17 protein-coding genes and 1 riboswitch are annotated in these 19317 nt (G+C 73.5%); of the genes, 12 read left to right on the top strand and 5 right to left on the bottom strand.

Translation table 11 applies throughout. The features are described from left to right. The first annotated feature begins 34 nt into the window (after positions 1–34). Positions 35–991 (top strand): GIY-YIG nuclease family protein, encoded by a 957-nt coding sequence (locus BN344_RS17965; RefSeq protein ID WP_208091996.1) that lies wholly within the window; start codon positions 35–37, stop codon positions 989–991. Positions 992–1427: 436 nt separating this feature from the next. Here the strand turns inward: BN344_RS17965 and BN344_RS17960 are convergent, their stop codons facing one another. Then, entirely contained in the window at positions 1428–3188 is a 1761-nt protein-coding gene (locus tag BN344_RS17960) for an ADP-ribosylglycohydrolase family protein (protein WP_231487008.1), read from the bottom strand. Between the two features lie 74 nt (positions 3189–3262). Between BN344_RS17960 and BN344_RS20000 the strand changes: the two genes are divergently transcribed. Beyond that, the gene (locus tag BN344_RS20000; RefSeq protein WP_155858944.1) at positions 3263–3403 is read left to right on the top strand and encodes a hypothetical protein; all 141 of its coding nucleotides are present in this window, start codon (positions 3263–3265) and stop codon (positions 3401–3403) included. A gap of 175 nt (positions 3404–3578) precedes the next feature. Here the strand turns inward: BN344_RS20000 and BN344_RS17955 are convergent, their stop codons facing one another. Further along, a complete protein-coding gene (locus BN344_RS17955; protein WP_040339807.1) occupies positions 3579–4607 on the bottom strand; it encodes an NAD(P)-dependent alcohol dehydrogenase in 1029 nt (342 codons plus the stop codon). A 131-nt stretch (positions 4608–4738) separates the two neighbouring features. Between BN344_RS17955 and BN344_RS17950 the strand changes: the two genes are divergently transcribed. The 3 genes from BN344_RS17950 to BN344_RS19270 all read left to right on the top strand — a co-directional run bounded on the left by BN344_RS17950 (position 4739) and on the right by BN344_RS19270 (position 9294). After that, positions 4739–6418, top strand: coding sequence for a CocE/NonD family hydrolase (locus BN344_RS17950; RefSeq protein ID WP_197022370.1), 1680 nt, complete (start codon positions 4739–4741; stop codon positions 6416–6418). 119 nt (positions 6419–6537) lie between these two features. Then, a complete protein-coding gene (locus BN344_RS17945) occupies positions 6538–8193 on the top strand; it encodes an NAD(P)/FAD-dependent oxidoreductase (protein ID WP_040339806.1) in 1656 nt (551 codons plus the stop codon). Between the two features lie 120 nt (positions 8194–8313). Next, positions 8314–9294, top strand: coding sequence for a GGDEF domain-containing protein (locus tag BN344_RS19270; RefSeq protein WP_155858943.1), 981 nt, complete (start codon positions 8314–8316; stop codon positions 9292–9294). A gap of 16 nt (positions 9295–9310) precedes the next feature. On the opposite strand, the gene BN344_RS17935 is transcribed toward BN344_RS19270, so the two are convergent. From BN344_RS17935 to BN344_RS17925, 3 genes are all read right to left on the bottom strand, one after another. After that, the gene (locus tag BN344_RS17935; protein ID WP_051516083.1) at positions 9311–10519 is read right to left on the bottom strand and encodes a transglycosylase domain-containing protein; all 1209 of its coding nucleotides are present in this window, start codon (positions 10517–10519) and stop codon (positions 9311–9313) included. Between the two features lie 86 nt (positions 10520–10605). After that, a complete protein-coding gene (locus BN344_RS17930; RefSeq protein WP_040339805.1) occupies positions 10606–11124 on the bottom strand; it encodes an HAD domain-containing protein in 519 nt (172 codons plus the stop codon). Positions 11125–11229: 105 nt separating this feature from the next. Further along, positions 11230–11787, bottom strand: a complete 558-nt coding sequence (locus BN344_RS17925; protein ID WP_051516082.1) for a C40 family peptidase — start codon at positions 11785–11787, stop codon at positions 11230–11232. 15 nt (positions 11788–11802) lie between these two features. Beyond that, positions 11803–11959, bottom strand: a riboswitch (cyclic di-AMP (ydaO/yuaA leader). Between the two features lie 444 nt (positions 11960–12403). On the opposite strand from BN344_RS17925, the gene BN344_RS17920 reads away from it, so the two are divergent. The 7 genes from BN344_RS17920 to BN344_RS17895 all read left to right on the top strand — a co-directional run bounded on the left by BN344_RS17920 (position 12404) and on the right by BN344_RS17895 (position 19316). Beyond that, complete coding sequence (locus tag BN344_RS17920; protein WP_040339804.1) at positions 12404–13144, top strand: DUF6796 family protein; 741 nt, start codon at positions 12404–12406, stop codon at positions 13142–13144. Positions 13145–13179: 35 nt separating this feature from the next. Next, complete coding sequence (locus BN344_RS17915) at positions 13180–15207, top strand: sensor histidine kinase (RefSeq protein ID WP_155858942.1); 2028 nt, start codon at positions 13180–13182, stop codon at positions 15205–15207. Next, a complete protein-coding gene (locus tag BN344_RS17910) occupies positions 15204–15839 on the top strand; it encodes a response regulator transcription factor (protein ID WP_197022369.1) in 636 nt (211 codons plus the stop codon). The genes BN344_RS17915 and BN344_RS17910 overlap by 4 nt, the downstream gene beginning before the upstream one ends. 105 nt (positions 15840–15944) lie before the next feature. Continuing rightward, entirely contained in the window at positions 15945–16088 is a 144-nt protein-coding gene (locus BN344_RS20425) for a hypothetical protein (protein WP_166518267.1), read from the top strand. 144 nt (positions 16089–16232) lie between these two features. Beyond that, positions 16233–17180, top strand: coding sequence for a matrixin family metalloprotease (locus BN344_RS17905; RefSeq protein WP_040339803.1), 948 nt, complete (start codon positions 16233–16235; stop codon positions 17178–17180). A 117-nt stretch (positions 17181–17297) separates the two neighbouring features. Next, a complete protein-coding gene (locus BN344_RS17900; RefSeq protein ID WP_040339802.1) occupies positions 17298–18350 on the top strand; it encodes a matrixin family metalloprotease in 1053 nt (350 codons plus the stop codon). A gap of 12 nt (positions 18351–18362) precedes the next feature. Continuing rightward, positions 18363–19316, top strand: coding sequence for a D-2-hydroxyacid dehydrogenase family protein (locus BN344_RS17895; protein WP_040339801.1), 954 nt, complete (start codon positions 18363–18365; stop codon positions 19314–19316). Position 19317: the final 1 nt, after the last annotated feature.

Here is a 19317-nt window from a genome sequence, read left to right as displayed (position 1 = left end):
GCCGTGAGAGGCGTGGCCGGCGAAGGGGAAGATGTTGAACGGCAAGCAGATTCGGTTGTTTCTCGCGGACGGGACCCCGGGTGGGCTGCTCACCGCCGAGATCATGAATTGGACTGGCTTTGTCGTGGCGGCGCCACGGTCCGACCTGTCTTCCTTGCTGCTCCGATCGGAGGTTAAGCGGACCGGCATCTATCTGCTGTTAGGGGATGACCCGGAATCCCCCGGCCGGCAGCTCGTCTACATCGGCGAAGGCGACGACGTCAGCAAGCGCTTGTATCAGCATGCGCGGGATGAATCCAAGAGCTTCTGGGATAGAGCAGTCGTCCTGACGAATAAGGACTTGAACTTGACCAAAGCGCATGCGCGCTACTTGGAGTCCCGATTCATCGCACTCGCAATGCAAGCGGGCCGCTCGCGTCTGCACAATGCCACGTCGCCGGAGCCGGTTGCGTTGCCCGAGGCCGACCGGTCGGACATGGAGTACTTCATCAGCCAGGCGAAGATCATCTTGCCTGTGTTGGGCATCAACACGCTTAGAGTGACGTCGTCAAGTCCGGCCGCCGGCACGCGTCCTGTGGGGGACGACTCATCCACGGGTGCTCCTGCGTCTTTGGACACCGACGCCAAGATGTCTCCCATGTTCGTCATGGAGCACAAGAAGTCGGGCGTGCGCGCCTACGCTCAGGAAGTCGATGGTGAGTTCACTGTGCGCGCCGGGTCGTTGGCCGTCCGCGCGTGGACGGGGAACGACGGCAGCTATAAGCGATTGCGCCAGCGGCTGGAGCTGGAAATGGTCTTGGTTCCATCGGCCGATAACAAGACGATGATGTATCCCAAGGACTATGTGTTCGCTAGCCCTAGCGCGGCTGCAGCCGTCTCGGTGGGGCGCAATGCCAATGGCCGTCGAGTCTGGACCCTCGAGGCGACGGGGCAGGAGTACGGCGAATGGCAAGAGGAGCAACTTTTTGCTGGAATTGGTAACAAGAGCTAGTTCTTCTGTGTCGAGCATTGCTGATCAATAGCGCTGTCCGAGTGGCGGCGCTGTCGTGGCTGTCCGTTCGCGTGCTCGCTTACTCGGGTGACCTCGTCACCCACGGCTTCCGGCGGTTGCATCGGCTGTAGCGGTTTGCGCCGACTCTCGTTGCCTGCTCAACGGAGCGTCCCCGCTGCTGACACCGACCGCAGTCGTTCCACGAGGGCCTGCCCCGCCACCTAGGTTTGCCGCTGCTGCCCGTCGCTGAAGAGGGTGCCTGCCAGGCGCTGCGGCGCCAGGAGCACGGAGATCGGGTGCGCCTGAAGTTTGAACGGATCGGCTCGCCTCCTTCGAGCGCTCGGTGCCCGAGGTCGCCGATCCGGCCGGCGTGACGGAGCTTGACGCGTCGCGGCCGGCAGGGCGGACGGACCGTGCGCAGCCAGCGGCGCTGGCGTCAACGATCGAGGCAATCCAGCGCAGCGGTGAAGCTGGCGTTCCAGAGGCCGAGGTGTGGCCAGTGCTCGGCGACGTGCGCCGTCGCTTCGTCCGCCGTCATCCCCTCGGTGCGCATCAGCCAGGCCCGCAGCACCAGGCCGGTCCGTGACGCACCGCCGTGGCAGTGCACCAGCAGACGGTGCCCCTCGGCGCGCAGCGCCGCCATGTCCTCCAGGACGTCGGCCAGCACGACGCCCAGGTCGCTGTTGTGCTCGTTGTCGGCGACGTAGGCCATCCGCTGCAGCTCGTGCTCGAACGGCTCGCCCAGCCGGCACAGCGAGATCACCGCGAAGTCCTTCTCGCTGTACCGCGCGCCATCCAGGTTGGCCGCCCAGATACCCGGCAGCACCTCCGTCGGCCCGATCCTCGGGATCACGCCCGGGTCGTAGCTCTGCTGCACCCCGGTGTCCAGCGCTGCCGCGAGCTGCTGCAGGTCCGCCAGTCGCCACACGCGATCGCCATGGCCCGGCACCCGGCCGTGCACCACCGAGGCCCACCGGCTCGGGATCCCGCCCATCCCGTACACGGCACCCGCGAGCCCGCCGGCGACGCACGCCACCGTGTCGGTGTCCCCGCCCAGGTCGATCACCAGGCGTAGCACCTCGGCGAAGTCGCGCCCGTGCCGCAGTGCCCACATGGCCTGCCCAAGCGTCGGCCACACCGCACCGTTTGACTCGGTCGCGTCCGCCGGTGTCCACGACGGTGCCAGCATCGTCGCCCACCGCTCCCGGTGCTCCTCGGCCACCACGTCCAGCGCCGCGGGCACTGCTGCCAGCGGGTGACCGCCGTCGAGCGCCACCCGCATCAGCTCGTGGAAGATTGCGCAGCCCTCGCCGGCCGATGGGTCGCCGTGCGTCAGTGTCGAGATCCGCCGCGCCGCCTCCGTCGTCGTGGCGGGCCCGAACCGCGCGAACCAGATCGCCGCCGGCGTGGTCCGCATCATCGAGCCGTTGCCTGCCGCGTGGCCCGACCGCGCGAAGTGCTCCTCAGCCGCGACATCCCACGGACGACCCGACCCGAGCACTGCCCGCGTCTGGTTGCCGATGTCCGGGGGCCCGGCCGCCGCCCACTGCGAGAACCGCGCGAACACGTCCGCCAGGTCCAGCCCGTCGTTGTCGACGAGAGACGTAGCCAGCAGCAGCGCCATCTGGGTGTCGTCGGTGAACTCGCCTGGCTCCCAGCCCAAAGATCCGCCGCCGCACATCTCGGTCTTGGCGCCCCGAGCGGGCACGGGGAAGCGGGCAGTGAACTGCCCGGGCGGGCCGAACTCGAAGGGTGCGCCGAGTGCGTCGCCTACCGCCGAGCCGACGAGTGCCCCGGCGACGCGGTGGCTGCGGTGCATGGACGGCGACACGAGCGCTCCTCGCTGACGGATCGGACCCAGCCACAGCATCCCCGACGCGGCGAGACACCGAGTCGGAGCCCTTCTCGCCAGACCAGTCCCGATCGCCACCGACGACGTGGGACTTCTCCGGAAGCAGAACACCGGAAGGCGGTTTGTCCGTACGGCAAGCGCATCCCAGGGAAAGATGGCATCGTGGCCAAGCGCCTGCTCGACGAGACAGCTGAGTTCACGATGCCCCGCCTCGGGCGGCACGCGTCCCCGGACACCGGCGAACTCGAGGTCACCCAGCGGATGGAGCCGCTGTCCGACTGGCAGCCGCGCCGGCCGCTGCCCAACGGGGAAATCGGGACCCGCTGACCGGTCCTCCACCGGCACCGCTCTCCACCACGGACGCCGTCCTCTCGCGGTACCTCGAGGAGAGGGCCTGGCCGGACGGACGGTCGCGCCGGATGGTCGACGGTCTTCGCCTGCTGCAGGAGCTCGCCCGCACCGGCGACCGGCAGGTGACCTACGCCGAGTTCGCGGAGCAGCTGCAGCCGGGGCTGGCTCCGCTCGCCGCCCCCCGGGTCCTGGACGACATCGGGACCTAATGCGCCGTCGCCGGCCGGCCGAACGTCACCTGCTTCGTCGTCTCCGCCAGGACGGGGGAGCCGTCACCCGGTTGCCGCCACATCGGCCCGGACGAACCGGTCGTCGCCCGCGAACGAGCACGGGCGCACTACGGCGCCCGGACGGACCCGGCGGCCTGAACCGGACGACCTGAACTCAGGGGACGACGACGGCGCGGCCGCGGATCGTCCCCTCGTGCATCTTGCGGTAGGCCTCCGGCGCCTGGTCGAGCGTGTACCGCTCCGTCTCCACGTGGATCGCGCCGCTGCGCGCCAGGTCGAGCACCTCGATCAGCTCCGACCGCGTGCCCCAGTACGGCGCCCGCACCGTCGCGCCGTATGGCGTCGAGAAGAAGCCGGTCGGCAGCACCGCGCCGCCGATCCCGACGATTTGGATGACGCCGTTCATCGCGACCGACTGCCGGGCGATCTCCAGCGTGGGCGTCGAGCCGACCATGTCGAACACCGCCTGCGCGCCCACCCCGCCGGTGATCGAGCGGATCGACTCCACCGCGTGCTCGTCGGAATGCAGCGCCCGGTGCGCCCCTACCTCGCGGGCCAGCTTCAGCTTGTCGTCGCTGATGTCCAGCGCGATCACGGTCGCGCCGGTGATCGCCCGCAGGATCTGGACGGCCACGTGCCCGAGCCCGCCCACGCCGATCACCACCGCCGTCGAACCCGCCGGCAGAGCAGGCAGCGACGACACGATCGCGTGGTACGGCGTGAGCCCCGCGTCGGTCAGCGACACCGAGGCCACCGGGTCCAGGTCGCCCAGCGGCACCAGGTGCCGGACGTCGTCGACGATCAGGTACTCGGCCAGCGCCCCGGGCGCACCCAGCCCCGGCGGCTGGATGCCGAGGGAACCCGCCCGCGGGCAGTAGTTCTCCGCCCCCTGGGCGCACGCGTGGCAGAGCCCGCAGCCCCATGCGCCGTACACCAGAACCGAGTCACCGACCGAGACCCCGGTGGCGCCGTCGCCCAGCGCGTCGACCACACCCGCGCCCTCGTGCCCCAGCGTCAGTGGCAGCGGGAACGCGCCCTCCGGCAGGCTCATCACGAACTGGTCGGAGTGGCACAGCCCCGCGGCGGTCACCTTCAGCCGCACCTGGCCCGGCCCCGGTTCGGGGGTGGGGACCTCGACCACCTCGGGCTCGGCTCCGATGGTCCGGTACTGCACCGCGCGCATGCCAGCTCCTCGAGACGTCGACCTGGCCCGACCCTAGGGCCCGCCGTCGACCGGCGGACGGTCGGAACCCACCGCTAGGGTCGCGGTCGCTCGCCGCCTCGACCAGGGAGGCCATGCGACAAGGAGGACTTGTGCCCCGGCCCGACCCGACCGTTCCGCGTCCGCTCCCGCGGCCGGCCCGCCTCGCCGCGAAGGCTCTCGGCCGCCGGTGGAAGCTGCCCGCGCCGCTGAACGCGGTCCAGGTCCGACGCGACGAAGCCGTTCCCATGCGCGACGGCGCCACCCTCCGCGCGGACGTCTACCTCCCCACGACGCCGGGCCCGCACCCCACCGTGCTGCTGCGCTCCCCGTACGGCCGCGGCCCCGGCTTCGGCACGATGGCCATCCCGTACGCCGAGCGCGGCTACGCCGTCGTGCTGCAGAGCGTCCGCGGCACCTTCGGCTCCAGCGGCGAGTTCACCCCCGTCGTCCACGAGGAGCACGACGGCCAGGACACCGTCGCCTGGCTGCGCGAGCAGCCGTGGTTCGACGGCCGGCTCGGCACCCTCGGCCCCAGCTACCTCGCCTACACGCAGTGGGCGCTGGCGCTCGACCCGCCGCCCGAGCTCCAGGCGATGGTGCTGCACATCGGCCCGCACGACCTGGCCGAGGCCGGGATGATCGACGGCGCCTTCCAGCTCACCAACCTCTCCATCTGGACGGAGCTGGTCGCCCATCAGGAGCGGGTCGGCTTCCTGCGCGGGATCGTCCGGCTGATGACGGCGGAGCGGCGGCTCACCCCGTTCCTCGGCGAGCTGCCGCTGCAGGGCCTCGGCGAACGGTTCGGCGGCAACCCGGCCCCGTGGTTCGACGAGTGGCTGGCCCACCCCGACCTCGACGACCCCTACTGGGAGCGCTACCGCGCCACGCCCGCAGTCCACTCGAGCACCGTCCCGACCCTGCTCGTCGGCGGCTGGCAGGACTGGTTCGTCGAGCAGACGCTCTACCAGTACGCCGTCCTGCGCGACCGCGGCGTCGACGTCGCCCTCACCGTCGGCCCCTGGGCCCATCTCGGCATCGACCCGGCGGTGACGACGCCGGAGAGCCTCGCCTGGCTCAACACCCACCTGCCCGTGAAGGGCGCCCCGCCTGCCCCGGAGCGGCCCGCCCGCGTGCAGGTGCACGTCACCGGCGCCCGCACCTGGCGCGACCTCCCCGACTGGCCGTCACCCACCACCGACCGCACCTGGTACCTGGCCGACGGCGGCCGGCTCGACGACGACGCACCCGCGCAGACCGCCGAGACGTCGTTCCGCTACGACCCGATGGACCCGACCCCGTCCGTGGGCGGCCGCATCCTGGCCGGCAGCGCGGGGCAACGGGACAACCGCGAACTCGAGGCGCGCGACGACGTCCGCACCTTCACCACCGGAGCCCTGCGCAAGCCCGTCGAGGTGCACGGCGGAGTGCGCGTCCGTCTGCAGATCGAGTCGGACAACCCGTACGCCGACGTCTTCGTGCGGCTGTGCGACGTCGAGCCGAACGGGAAGTCCATCAACATCACCGACCGGCTGGTCCGGCTCGACCCGGCGCCGGGGGAGGAGCCGCACTCGGGGCAGCGGACGGTCGAGACGACGATGCCCGAGACCGCGCACCGCTTCCGGGCCGGGCACCGCATCCGGCTGCAGGTCTCCGGCGGTGCCCACCCCCGCTACGCCCGCAACCTCGGCACCGGCGAACCGCCCGGTGAGGCCACCCGCGGCGTCCCGGTCGCCCACCGGATCTGCCTCGGCGGTCCAACGCCGTCGAGCCTCACCCTGCCGACCGCCTGACGGCGGGCGCCGGAGCGCCCGCAGCAGAACGCGGCGCGCAGCGGGCCCTGTCCCCGCGTGGCGCCCGTTCCTACGATGGCGCGCGCACGGGGGCCGACCGCGCACGCGGAGGAACCGTCATGAGCCTGCCGCTGATCCTCGCCGTCGACGACGACCCCGCCTTGCTCGCCGCCGTCGAGCGGGAGCTGCGCACCCGGTACGCCCCCGACTACGGCATCTGCTGCCTGAGCACTCCGGCCGACGCGCTCGACCTCCTCGAGCAGCGGACCCAGGCCGGCGAGGACGTCGCCCTCGTCCTCGCGGCGGAAGAACTCGCCGGCGCCCCCGGCTCGGAGTTCCTCGGCGAGGTGGCCCGCTTCTGCCCGCACGCCCAGCGCGCGCTGCTCATCGGCTGGGAGAACCTCGGTGTGCCCGAGACCGGGGACGCCATCTTCGAGGCGATCGCCCAGGGCCGCATCGACCACTACGTCGTCCGCCCCGCGCCACCGCCGGACGAGCAGTTCCACCAGGCGCTGTCGTCCTTCCTCCTCGCCTGGGCCGAGGCCCGCCGCCGCGCGTCGCACACCATCGAGGTCGTCGGCGAGACGTGGTCGGGCCGCGCCTACGAGCTGCGGGAGGTGCTGGGCCGCTGCGCGATGCCGCACCGCTTCCACCTCGCCGGGTCCGAGGAGGGCCAGGCCGTGCTCGCCGGCACCGGTCCCCGCAAGCTGCCGCTCATCGTCATGCCCACCGGCGCGGTCATGGAGGACCCGAGCAACACCGACATCGCCCGCTCGGCCGGCAAGGAGCTCGACCCGTCCGGCGACCGCTACGACCTGGTCATCGTCGGCTGCGGCCCCGCCGGCCTCTCCGCCGCGGTCTACGGCGCCTCCGAAGGACTGCGCACGGTGGTCATCGACTCGGGAAGCATCGGCGGGCAGGCGACGTCGAGCTCCTCGATCCGCAACTACCTCGGCTTCCAGCGCGGCATCACCGGCGCGGAGCTCGCCCGCCGCGCCTTCCAGCAGGCCTGGGTGTTCGGCGCCCGCTTCGCGTTCATGCAGCAGGTCACCCACCTCTCGCGCGAGGACGACGGCATCGTCGTCGGCCTGGACACCGGGGGAGTGGTGGTGGCCGGCGCCGTCGTCCTGGCCACGGGAGCCAGCTACCGCCGGCTCGGCGTGGACTCCCTCGAGGCGCTGCACGGCGCCGGTGTCTTCTACGGTGCCGCCGCCTCGGAGGCGCCGCTCGTGGCCGGCAAGGAGGTCGTCATCGTCGGCGGCGCCAACTCCGCCGGGCAGGCCGCCGTCCACCTGGCCGCGTACGCCGAGCGCGTCACCGTCGTCATCCGGGCCGCCTCGCTCGAGGCGGGGATGTCCAGCTACCTCGTCCACCAGGTCGAGGGGACGCCGAACATCGAGGTGCGCACCGGCACCGAGGTGGTGGGCGGCGGAGGCGACGGCTGGCTGGACCACCTCGTGCTGCGCGACCGCTCCAGCGGCGAGCTGGAGAAGGTCGGCGCCTACGGGCTGTTCCTCATGATCGGCGCCCAGCCGCACACGCAGTGGCTGCCACCGACCGTCGAACGGGACGCCGCGGGGTTCGTCGTCACCGGCTCGGAACTGGGCGACGACGCCGTCGGGACGTTCGGCCGGCGACCGATGGTGCAGGAGACCAGCATCGCGGGCGTGCTCGCCGCCGGCGACGTCCGGCACGGGTCGATCAAGCGGGTCGCGTCCGCCGTCGGGGAGGGCTCGATCGCGATCCAGTCCGTCCACCGGCTGCTCGCCGTGTGACCGTCAACTCATCCGACCCACCACGTCACCCCGACGAGTACTTCTTCCGCCGCCGAGGCACTCAAGCTGTCCGCCCGAACAGCCGACATCCGAGGGGTGAGCAGGTCGGCAGCACCCGAGGTGGCGACGACGCGCGTCATGGCGCGCACGCTGGCCACCTTCTACGCCTTCGGGGGCGCCGCCGGACTGCTCATGGTCGCCGACATCGAACCCGGCGGTCGCCGCACGGTCCTGGCCGTCTTCTGCTGCGCCGCCCTGGTGACCGCCGCCGCCGTCGCCCGGTGGGGGGCCCGCGGCCCGCGGTGGTTCTTCCACGCTGCGGTCGGCGCGGCCACGTTCCTGATCGCCGGCGCCGTGCTGCTCGCGCCGCACCCGATCACCTCGATGGCCGCCGCCACCCTCGTCACCTTCATCGTCGTCGACGCGCACTTCTTCTTCTCACCCCGCCTGGCGCTCGCGCATCTCGTGGTCGCGATCGTCACCATCACCGTGGCGTTGCTGCTCAGCGGCGTCGGGCCGGGGACGACCCTCGGCTTCGACCTCATGCTCGCCAGCGTCGGCATCGTCATCCGCCAGCTGGTGGCGCTCGCCTCGAGCGCGAGCCTCGACCCGCTCACCGGCCTGAGCAACCGCCGGGGCTTCGACTCCGCGCTCGACGAGCTCATGTCCGAGGCGTCCCGGACCGGCGACGCACTCAGCGCGGTCCTCATCGACGTCGACCACTTCAAGTCGGTCAACGACACCTACGGCCACGAGGAGGGCGACCGGGTGCTGCGCCGGGTCGCCGACGTGTGGCGACGCGAGGTGCCGGCCGGGGCGTTCCTCGCCCGGCATGGTGGTGACGAGTTCTCGCTGCTGCTCCCCGGGGTCACCGGGAACGCGGCCCTCGCCCTCGTCCGCCGGGTGTGCGCGATCGACCCGGCCATCTCGCTCTCCTGTGGCATCGCCCAGTACCGGCCCGGGGACAGCGCCTCGCAGCTCATGCGCAGCGCGGACCGCGCCCTCTACGACGCCAAGACCCTCGGCCGCGGCCGTGCCGAGCTCTTCGTCGACGGCTCCCCGGCACGTGCGGAAGGCAGCTGGGCCCCGCGCCTCCGCTGAACCCCGGCGGGCGGGATCAGCCCGTGCCCTCCGAGGCGATCAGGTCGGCGATCTCCTGCGGGCGGGTCGAGCAGTCGTCGCCCGAGGGTTCCTGGTCCGACGCCGATCCGGTAATGCCGACGTCCTCGACCGGCTGGGTACCGAGCCGGTCGAGGTGGCGGGGCACCCGCGCCTCGGCGTTGAGCATGTGCGAGCGGGACAGCCAGCCCAGACCGTCGTCCACCTCGAAATCCATGCCGCCGCCCGGCGCGCGCTGCACGTGCCCCGGCGAGGGCAGCAGGCCGACGATCTTCACCGCCTGCGCCCGCGACAGGTCCCGCGGGGCGACGTCGAAGTAGTACCAGGACGCCGCGCAGACGCCGTAGATCGTGCGCCCGAACTGCGCGTAGTTGACGTAGAGCTCGAGCATCCGGCGGTCGTCGATCAGGGCGGCCACCTCCACCGACAGCAGCGCCTCGACCCCCTTGCGGACGGCGCTCAGCTCCTGGTTGAGGAAGAGGTTCTTGGTCACCTGCTGCGGGATCGTGGACCCCGACGGGTCGTCCTCCCCGGCGAGGTGGGCCTGCGCGCGGCCCCACAGCGCGTCCCACTCGAAGGCGCCGGAGCGGTAGGGGAGCGCGGAGTCCTCGTGCGCGATCACCGCGGCGAGGAAGGTACGCGACACGTGCTCGACCGGCACCGACTGCTGGATGGCGCCGTCCGGGTTGCTCAGCATGAACGCCGTCGTCGGCGGATCGACCCACCGCAGCGACAGCACGACCAGCGCCTGGACGACGGCGAGCACGGCCAGCACCCGGACGACGCGGCGGAACAGCCGGCGGCGGGGCCGGCCGGTCCGGGTGCGACGGCCGGGAGGCGGCTCGGGTGGCGCCGGCGGGGCGGGGCGCTCCGGGGTCTCCCAGTACGGACGACGCCGGTGCCGGTCCTGCCTCGGCGGCGGACCTGCGGCAGGCGGCGGGGCGTCGTACCAGTCGTTGCCGGCCGGCGGCGGACGGTCGAACCGCCGGTCGCGGACGGGCCGGCCGTACTCGTCGTACCGTTCCGGCTCCTCGTACGGGTACGGCTCGCGGCGCCGGTCGTCCTCCGCCGGGTTGCCGTACCGGTTCTGCCGGCCGGGTGGCGGCAGGTCGAAGCGCGGTCGCCGGGCATCGGGCGGGCGCTGTGGGTCATCGGGCCGGCGACGGAGCCACCGGGTGGTCCTGGAGCCCGGCGGATCAGAGGCCATGAGGCGAGAGCTCCCCTGGTCGACGTCGGACAGTCATCGTACGGCGACATCGCGTGGTGCCGGTCGAGCTCCGGGCCGGGGCCCGGTCACCCCTGGGCCAGCCAGGCCTCCACCCGGTCCAGCTCGTCGTGGGTCAGCCCCGTCGAGAACGCGGGCGCCACGACCAGCACCTGGCCGTTCGTGGCCAGCCACTCGCTGGTGTCGGCCGCCTGCTCGGCGAGGTCGTCGTCGATCCAGACGATCCGCCGGTCCGGCTCGGCCTCAGCCACCGCCCGGGCCGCGGCCAGCTTCCACCACCCGGAGATGCCGCGCCGATCGCCTCTGTACCCGGTGGGCAGCTCGTCGCGGTCGTGCGTGCGCAGTCCGCGGGGGAGGCCCATCGGCTCGGCCAGCAGCCGGTCGGCCATCGATGTCCACGTCGTCAGCCACTGCAGCTCGACCCGGCCCGTCTCGTGCCACTCCCGCAGCCGGGCGATCACCGACGGGTCCCACGAGAGCACGTAGCCGTTGAAGCGCCCGCGCTGCCAGCCCTCCGGCAGGTCCGGGCGGACGGCGTTGAGCACGCCGTCGACGTCGAGCAGCAGGACCGGTGGGGGAGAGGACACGGCGTCGTCCCTACCCGACCGGCAGCGATGCCGCCCGCCGGGCCCCCGGCCCGGGGATCACCCAGCCGCCCCGGCCGCCCGCGGACGGCCGGGGCGCTGCGCGGCTCAGGCCACGCGCCGCGTGCTGTGGTAGCCCGGCATCGAGTCGACCCGCACGACCGACACGGGGTTGCCGTAGGACGACGAGTGCACCATCAGCCCGTTGCCGATGGCGATGCCGACGTGCGACACGGGGGAGTAGAAGAAGATCAGGTCACCGGGCTGCATCGCGTACCAGGGGATCTGGTGGCCGGCGGTCGACTGCGCGCTCGAGGTGCGCGGCAGGTTCACGCCGGCGGCCCGGTAGGACGAGTAGGTGAGCCCGGAGCAGTCGAAGCCGCCGGGGCCGGTGCCGCCCCACTGGTAGGGCTTGCCCTGCTGGGCCAGTGCGGTGTCCACCGCCACCTGGGCGGCGTGGCTCGGCGCGACCGGAGCCGGGCCGTACGACGCGGGAGCGGCGGTGAAGGAGGCCGGGGCGGAGGCGACCGGAGCTGAGTCAGCGGGGGCCGGCGCGGAGGCCGACGCGGTCAGCGGCGTGACCGCGATCCCCGCGCCGGTGAGGAGGGCGAGCGCCGCCCCGCGGAGGGATCGACGGGTGATCGTGGACGTGCGAGTAGTCGTCATGGACGACGCGTTCTCCTGTTCTCCATCGACCGCCTACCGAGTTAGCTGACGGGTTCGGGCGGGGAGATCGCCCGGCCCGACCGGTGGAGCCGGTCGGCGCTTCACCCCAAGACTGCGGTGGGTCCCCGGTCCGGCGCCGGACATCCGGTCGCCGGTTCGGCGGTGTCCGGCCGGGTGTCACCAGACGCGGTGACGGAGAGGCCTCGGTCGGACGGCGACGACGCTAGGTAGGTCATCCCGCAGTCACAAAGTGACGATCGCGCCGCACGGCGCCCCGGGCGGCCGGCGGCGGGCCCGGCCGTGCCGACCGCGACTCGCCACCCGACCACGACGGATCCCGACCGGGGTTCGGGGCCGGCGGAGAGCCTTATAACGGAACGCATCCGGCCGCTTACTTCCGCAGGGGCGGCCCGTCGGGACGCTGGGTGTGCGGCTGCCCACGGCCTGCGCGTCCGACACGCCGTGCGCCCCGCCGTAGGACCACTCCGGCGGGTCCGGGCGCGGGCTGCGGCTCCCCGCGAGATCGGGACCGGTGCCTCACGACACCGGGACACGTCCCGCCCGATCGTCGTCCTCGCCCAGCGGGAGGGACCCGCCGGGCGTTGGAGGTGGACCCATGACCGCTCAGCCCGTGACCCCGGCTCCGGCCCCGGACGCGCCCCGGTCCGCGACGCAGGACGAGCCGACCCCGCGGCCGGCGCCGCTCGGCCGGCGAGCCGCCGTCGTGTGCCTCACCGTGGGTGCGGTCCTGAACCTCGGCGAGGCGCTGCTCAACCGCGCCGGGGGCCAGAGCTCGTCGGTCGCCGAGACCCTGGACGCCTGGGCCGACCGGCCGACGCTGGCCGCCGTCGGCCTGGTCGTCGGCACCATCGGCGTCCCGTTCCTGCTGCTGGGCCTGGTCGCCATGGCCCAGCTGTTCCGGCCGCGGATGCCGCGGCTCGGCGCCACCGCCATGATCCTCGCCTTCGTCGGCGGGCTCGGTTTCCTCGGCATCCACGCCGTCTCCATCTACGACGCCGCGGCCGTCGACCAGCCCGACCGCGCGGCGATGGTGGCGCTGATCGAGGACGCCCAGAGCAGCGCGCTCGCGATCCTGATCCTGGCGCCCTTCCTGCTCGGCATGGTCGGCTCCGTGCTGCTGACCTCGATCGGCTACCTCCGCACCCGGGTGGTGCCGGTCTGGATCCCCGTCGTCCTGCTGGCGTTCCTGGTCCTCGACTTCGGCGCCTTCTCCACCGGCCCGGTCGACCCGCACTGGCTGTTCGTCGCCGCCTCGTTCGGGGTGGCCGTCACCGTCGCCCGGCGAACCGACCGGCAGTGGTGGACCGGCCGCACGCCCGACGCGGCAACCCGCTGACCAGGAGTCATCCGATCGGTAGCGTCGCCCGCGAGGTGGACGATCCGGTGGTCGACGAGCGCACGCAGCAGCAGGGCCGGGCCGCCACCACGGCGGCCCGGCCCTCGGCCGCGGTCGCCGTCGGCTACCTGGCCGTCGGACTCGGCGCACACCTGACCACTCCGGCGGCCGAGCGGGCCGACCTCCTCGGCTCGCCGGAGCCGCTGGTCGGTCCCGCGATGGCGATCGTCGGGGCCGCCCTCCTCGGCCGCGTGCCCGGCCACCGGGTGCTGCAGCTCATGACCGTCATCGGCTGCTTCGCCTGCCTGTACGCCGGCTCCCTCGGCCTCGCCGTCCACGGGTTCGCCGGGACCGACGATCCGGCGCTCGTCTTCCGCGCCGCCGCCTGGCTCACCCTGTGGACCTGGGTGCCGTCGTTCGTCGCCTTCGCCACCCTGCTCCCACTGCTCTTCCCGGACGGCCGGCTGCTGTCCCGGCGCTGGCGCCCGGTCGCGGTCACCGCACTGGCCCTGATCGCCGTGATGTCGCTGCTCACCGCCTTCACCGACATCCAGCCCGAGGGCGACCAGCCGGCCAACCCCGTGGCGATCGGCCTCCCGGAGCCCGTCCTCGCCGGCGTCCAGACCGCGCTCAACCCGTTGGTCCCGGTGCTGGCCCTCCTGGGCCTGACGAGCCTGGTGCTGCGGTTCCGCCGCGCCGATCCGCAGGGACGCTGGCAGATCACCTGGGTCGGCTACGCGATCGCCCTGGCGGTGCTCGCGGCGTTCCTCGCCCCGGCGCCGGTCAACGTGGCGGTCACCCTCGCGGTGCCGGTCGCGATCGGCATCGCCGTCGTCCGCTACCGGCTGTTCGGCATCGACGTCGTCCTCAACCGCACCCTGGTCGGGACGGCGCTGCTGGCCTGCTCGGCCCTGGTCTACGTGGCCGTGGTGGGCTGGCTGGGCGGCATCGCCGGGACCACGGACACCGTCGTCGGCTTCGCCGGTGCCGTGGCCGTGGCCGCCGTCTTCCACCCCCTGTACGTCCGCATCCAGCGGGCGGTCGACCGGCTGCTGCACGGCTCCCGGGGTGATCCGTACCGGGTGGTCGGCCGCGTCACCCAGGTGCTGCGCGACGCCGCGTCGCCCCGGCAGGCGCTGGCCGAGGCGGTCGCGACGCTGGCCGCCGACCTCAAGCTGCCCGCCGTCCGCGTGCAGGTCGAGCGGCCCGACGCACCGCCGGTGGTCGAGGCGGTGGGCGACCCCGCGCTCGCCGTCCACTCCTTCCCGCTGCAGTGGCACGACGACGTCGTCGGCACGCTGCACGTCGCGCACCGCTCGGGCACCGGGGCACTCGACCCGCTCGACGTCGCGCTGCTCTCCGACGTGGCCGCGCAGCTGGCCGCCGTCGGCTTCGCGCTGCGGCTGGCCACCGACCTCGAGCGGTCCCGCGACCGGTTGGTGAGCGCGCGCGAGGAGGAGCGCCGGCGGATCCGCCGCGACCTGCACGACGGCCTCGGTCCGCAGCTGGCCTCCGCCGTCATGGCGCTGGACGTCGCGACCCGCGCGCTCGCCTCCGAGCCCGCCCGGGCGGTGCCGCTGGTGACGACCGCGCGCGGGCAGCTGCAGGAGGCCGTCGGCGACGTGCGCCGCATCGTCCAGGACCTGCGCCCGCCGGCCCTGGACGACCTGGGTCTGCTCGGCGCGCTCCAGGCGACCGGCCCGGGGCTGCTGGCCGAGCAGGACGGCGCACCGACGATCCGGATCGAGGGCAGCGGAACGCTCGAGAGGCTGCCCGCCGCGGTCGAGGTCGCGGCCTTCCGCATCACCCAGGAGGCGATGACCAACGCCATCCGTCATGCCGGCGCCCGGTGCATCACCGTGCGCCTGGAGGGCGGGCCGGACGAGGTGTGCGTCGAGGTGGCCGACGACGGACGCGGCTGTCCGGTCGACGCGCTCCCCGGGCTCGGCCTGCAGTCGATGCGCGAGCGCGCCGCCGAGCTCGGAGGCAGCTGCCAGGTCCGGCCGGGGCCCGGCGGAGGAACCCGCGTGTCCGCCGTCCTACCGCTGCGAGGAGCCCCGTGATCCGCGTCCTCATCGCCGACGACCACCCCGCGTTCCGGGCCGGGCTGCGGCTGCTGCTGCAGGACAGCGGCCTCGACGTCGTCGCGGAGGCGGCCGACGGGCTGGCGGCCGTCGAGGCCGTCGTCGAGACCCGCCCCGACGTCGCGCTGCTGGACCTGCAGATGCCGCACCTGACCGGGGTGGAGGTGACCCGGCGGTTGCAGGAGGTCGCGCCGGGGACGAGGGTCCTCGTGCTGACCATGATGGAGGCCGACGAGACCGTGCTCGCCGCGATCCGCGCCGGCGCCTGGGGCTACCTGCTCAAGGGCGCGGGGCAGGAGGAGATCGAGCGCGCCGTCCGCTCGGTCGCCGGTGGTCAGGCCGTCTACGGGCCCGGTGTCGCCGAGCGGGTCATGGGCTTCTTCGCTGCCCGGCCGGGGGCGGTGGTGGCCCCCTTCCCGCAGCTGTCCGAGCGGGAGCGGGAGGTGCTGCGGCTCGCCGCCGAGGGGCGGGGCAACGCCGACATCGCCCGCCGGCTGTTCCTCTCGGAGAAGACGGTCCGCAACCACGTCTCGAGCATCTTCACCAAGCTCGACGTCTCCGATCGGGCGCAGGCGGTGGCGAGGGCCCGGGACGCGGGGCTCGGTGGATAGCATCGTGGCGTCCCGGGTCCCCGATCGGCTGACGGCACGAAGGCTGCGGTTGGTGGACGCGCGTTCGGGGCACCGGAGACCCAGACGCACAACGAGGAGGCGAACATGGCAGGAATGATCCGGAAGCTCGTGATGTCCGGGGTCGCCGCGAAGGTGATCTCGGAAGCGCGCAAGCCGCAGAACCAGGCGAAGCTCAAGAAGATGCTCGCCGACTTCCAGAACAAGAACGCCGGCGGCAAGCGCCGCTGAGCCGCCCGCACGCCCACGACGGCCCCCGATCGCACACCGCGGTCGGGGGCCGTCGCGGTCGTGACCCGATGGAGTGCCGCCTTCGCGCGTGCCTTGAGCGCCCGGGCCGCGGCGGGTAGACCCTGGGGGGACCGGGGGAGGCACGTGGACGAGCAGACATCGCAGTCGGGCCCCGGGCTCCGCACGTCCCCGACCGGCCGCATCCCGCAGTGGGTCCTCGACGAGGCGGCCCGCCGGGAGACACCGCCCAGCGAGTGGCGCACCTGGTCACCGCCGGCCCCCACGGCGGCGGGACGCCGCGGCTCCGCCCTGCGTGCGGTCCTCGTCGTCGCCCTCGTCCTCGGCCTGGGGCTCGTGGCCACCGAGGTGCTCGGCCTGCGGATCCCCGGTGGCATCTCCGGCGTCGCCGAGGCCGCCCCCGGCTTCCCCACGCCCGGTCACGACTCCGAGGACGAGCCGCTGGGCGCGCCGCTGCCCGCTCCGGCCGGCGGTGGCACCCACGCCTTCGCCGCGCGACAGCCGGGCGGCGAGGACCCCGTCGCCTACGACCCCTGCCGGCCGATCCACTACGTCGTGCGGCCCGACCACGCCCCCGTCGGCGGCGAGGCCGTCCTCCAGGATGCCGTCGAGCGGATCTCGGAGGTGACCGGCCTGCAGTTCGTCCACGACGGGCCCACCGACGAGCGGCCGACCCGCGACCGCGAGCCGTACCAGCCCGACCGCTACGGCGACCGCTGGGCGCCGGTGGTGATCGCCTGGGAGACCACCGAGGAGAACCCGACGTTCCTCACGGCGGTGGCGGGCGAGGCAGGCAGCCAGTGGATGTCGATCGCCGGCGGGCCCGGGGTGCTGGTGACGGGTGCGGTCTCGCTGGACGAGGCCGAGTTCGACCGGATCCTCGCGGCCCCCGGCGGCGAGGCGCTCGCGCGCGCCATCGTCCTGCACGAGCTCGCCCACCTGGTCGGCCTGGACCACGTGGCCGACCCGGCGCAGCTCATGTACCCGACGGCGAGCGACGTCCTCGACTTCGCGCCCGGCGACCTGACCGGCCTCGCGGCGCTCGGCGCCGGGGCCTGCGAGCCCGCGCTCTGACTCGCTCCCGCGTGTCCTGTGGTGTCGCGCCCCGCGACCCGATGGAGTGGACCGCACCGGCGCCTCTTGAGCGAGCGGGCCACGGGCCGTAGACCCCTGGGTGACGAGAGGGGTGCCGTGGACCAGCAGTCTCCGGGCACGGGGGACGGGCCGCGTCCGCCCGGGAGCGGACACGTTCCGCAGTGGGTGGTCGACGAGGCGGCGCGACTGGAGGAGGCGCAGCTCGCCGCGGCGCGACCGCAGCCGGCGCCGACCGAGTGGCGCTCCTGGCCGCCGCCGCCGTCCTGGCCCCCCGCGGCTCCCGCACGTCGTCCTCCCAGTTGGCGCTGGACGCTGTCCGTCGTCCTGGTCGTCGTGCTCTGCCTGGGCGGCGCCACGCTCGTCGACCGGCTGGGCTACGGCGGCACCGCCGACCCGACCGAGCCGGTCGTCGCCGCCCCCGAGACCGACACCGATGAGGACGAGGACGCCGGATCGCTCCTGCCGGCGCGGATCCCCGGGTTCCCCACGCCCCCGGAGGACGTCTCGGACACGCCTCTCGGCGTTCCGCAGGACCCGCCCGCCGGCGGGGGCCCGCACGCCTTCCTGGAGTTCCAGGGATGGGGCGACGAACCGGTCGCCTACGACCCCTGCCGCCCGATCCGCTACGTCGTCCGGCCGGACAACGCCCCCGCCGGAGGCCAGGCCGTCATCGAGTCGGCGGTCCGGCGCATCTCCGAGGTGACGGGCCTGCAGTTCGTCTACGAGGGCGCCACGGCCGAGCGACCCGTGGACGGCCGGGAGCCCTACCAGCCCGACGTCTACGGAGACCGCTGGGCGCCGGTGGTGATCGCCTGGGAGACGACCGAGGAGAACCCCGATTTCCTCACCGACATGATCGCCGAGGCCGGCAGCCAGTGGGTGGCGGCCGGCCTGGGCCCGCACGTGTACGTCACGGGTGGGGTGTCGCTGGACGCGGCGACGTTCGACCTCGTCCTCGGATCCCGTGGAGGGGAGGCCATCGCTCGCGCGGTCGTCATCCACGAACTGGCGCACCTCGTGGGACTGGACCACGTGGACGACCCGACCCAGCTCATGCATCCGGTGACGGACGACGTCCTCGACCTCGCCGACGGCGACCTGACCGGCCTCTCCGCGCTGGGCCGGGGACGCTGCGTGCCCGGGCTGTAGTAGACCGACGCCATGCACCGCATCGCCGTCCTCGACGACTACCAGTCCGTGGCCGCGCAGTTCTGCGACTGGTCGACGGTGCCCGGGCCGGTGCAGGTGGTCGAGTTCCACGACTCCGTCGCCGGCGAGGACGCGCTCGCCGCCCGGCTCGAGCCCTTCGACGTCGTCGTCGCCATGCGGGAGCGCACCGAGTTCCGCCGCGGCCTGCTCGAGCGGCTGCCGAACCTCCGGCTGCTGGTCACCACCGGCATGCGCAACGCGGCTCTCGACGTCGCGGCGGCGCACGAGCTCGGCATCACCGTCTGCGGCACCGGGGCGAGTGCGGAGGCCACCGTCGAGCTCACCTGGGGGCTGATCCTGGCCACCCTCCGGCACATCCCGCGCGAGGACGCCTCGATGCGGGCCGGCGGCTGGCAGCAGACCCTCGGCGGCGACCTGGCCGGCGCGCGGCTCGGCGTCGTCGGGCTCGGCCGGCTGGGCAGCCGGGTGGCCACCATCGGGCAGGCGTTCGGCATGGACGTCGTCGCGTGGAGCCAGAACCTCACCGACGAGCGCGCCGCCGAGGTCGGGGTCCGCCGCGTGGAGCGCGACGAGCTCTTCGCGACGTCCGACGTCGTCACCGTCCACCTGCTGCTGTCGCGCCGGACCCGCGGACTCGTCGGCGCCGACGACCTGGGTCGCATGAAGCCGACCGCTGTGCTGGTCAACACCAGCCGCGGCCCGATCGTGCAGGAGCAGGCCCTGCTCGACGCGCTGCACGAGGGCCGCATCGCCGGCGCCGGGCTCGACGTCCACGACACCGAGCCGCTGCCCCGCGACCACCCGCTGCGCTCGGCGCCGCGCACGGTCCTCACCCCGCACCTGGGCTACGTCACCCGCGGCACCTTCGAGGTCTTCTACCGCGAGGTCGTGGAGGACGTCGCCGCGTGGGTGGCCGGGGCGCCGGTGCGGGTGCTGCAGCCGTAGG

The organism is Candidatus Blastococcus massiliensis AP3 (assembly GCF_000582785.1).
In the GTDB taxonomy this organism is placed as follows: domain Bacteria; phylum Actinomycetota; class Actinomycetes; order Mycobacteriales; family Geodermatophilaceae; genus Blastococcus; species Blastococcus massiliensis.
The sequence above is the reverse complement of the archived record's forward strand: the minus strand, read 5'-3'. Positions and strand labels throughout refer to the sequence as shown.

Excerpts from the sequence above, each read along its gene's own strand:
- BN344_RS20000 (WP_155858944.1), top strand. The coding sequence starts at position 3,263 with ATGGTCGACGGTCTTCGCCTGCTGCAGGAGCTCGCCCGCACCGGCGAC.
- BN344_RS20425 (WP_166518267.1), top strand. The coding sequence starts at position 15,945 with ATGGCAGGAATGATCCGGAAGCTCGTGATGTCCGGGGTCGCCGCGAAG.
- BN344_RS17925 (WP_051516082.1), bottom strand. The coding sequence starts at position 11,787 with ATGACGACTACTCGCACGTCCACGATCACCCGTCGATCCCTCCGCGGG.
- BN344_RS17935 (WP_051516083.1), bottom strand. The coding sequence starts at position 10,519 with ATGGCCTCTGATCCGCCGGGCTCCAGGACCACCCGGTGGCTCCGTCGC.
- BN344_RS17945 (WP_040339806.1), top strand. The coding sequence starts at position 6,538 with ATGAGCCTGCCGCTGATCCTCGCCGTCGACGACGACCCCGCCTTGCTC.
- BN344_RS17920 (WP_040339804.1), top strand. The coding sequence starts at position 12,404 with ATGACCGCTCAGCCCGTGACCCCGGCTCCGGCCCCGGACGCGCCCCGG.
- BN344_RS17955 (WP_040339807.1), bottom strand. The coding sequence starts at position 4,607 with ATGCGCGCGGTGCAGTACCGGACCATCGGAGCCGAGCCCGAGGTGGTC.
- BN344_RS17895 (WP_040339801.1), top strand. The coding sequence starts at position 18,363 with ATGCACCGCATCGCCGTCCTCGACGACTACCAGTCCGTGGCCGCGCAG.